The following is a 296-nucleotide window of genomic DNA, read 5'->3' as shown; positions in this document are numbered from 1 at the left end:
CGGTGGACTGTTCGGGGTGCAGCTGGAACTCCTCGGACAGGTGGACGCCGATCCGCTCGGGCCGCAGCAGCTCGGCGATCTTCGCGCGGTCCTCCAGGTTCGGGCAGGCACCGTAACCGAGGGAGAAGCGGGCACCCCGGTACTTCAAGGCGAACATGTCCTCGATGTCGGCCGGGTCCTCGCCGGCGAAGCCCAGCTCGCTGCGGACGCGGGCGTGCCAGTACTCGGCGAGCGCCTCGGCCAACTGCACGGACAGGCCGTGCAGTTCGAGGTAGTCGCGGTAGGAGTTGGCCTCG

1 protein-coding gene is annotated in these 296 nt (G+C 69.3%); it reads right to left on the bottom strand.

Translation table 11 applies throughout. The features are described from left to right. Nucleotides 1-296, bottom strand: a 296-nt coding sequence (locus ADK64_RS13430) for a vitamin B12 dependent-methionine synthase activation domain-containing protein (RefSeq protein ID WP_159046227.1), incomplete at both ends; no start/stop codon positions are given.

It is taken from the genome of Streptomyces sp. MMG1121 (assembly GCF_001280015.1).
Classification (GTDB): Bacteria; Actinomycetota; Actinomycetes; order Streptomycetales; family Streptomycetaceae; genus Streptomyces.
The sequence above is the reverse complement of the archived record's forward strand: the minus strand, read 5'-3'. Positions and strand labels throughout refer to the sequence as shown.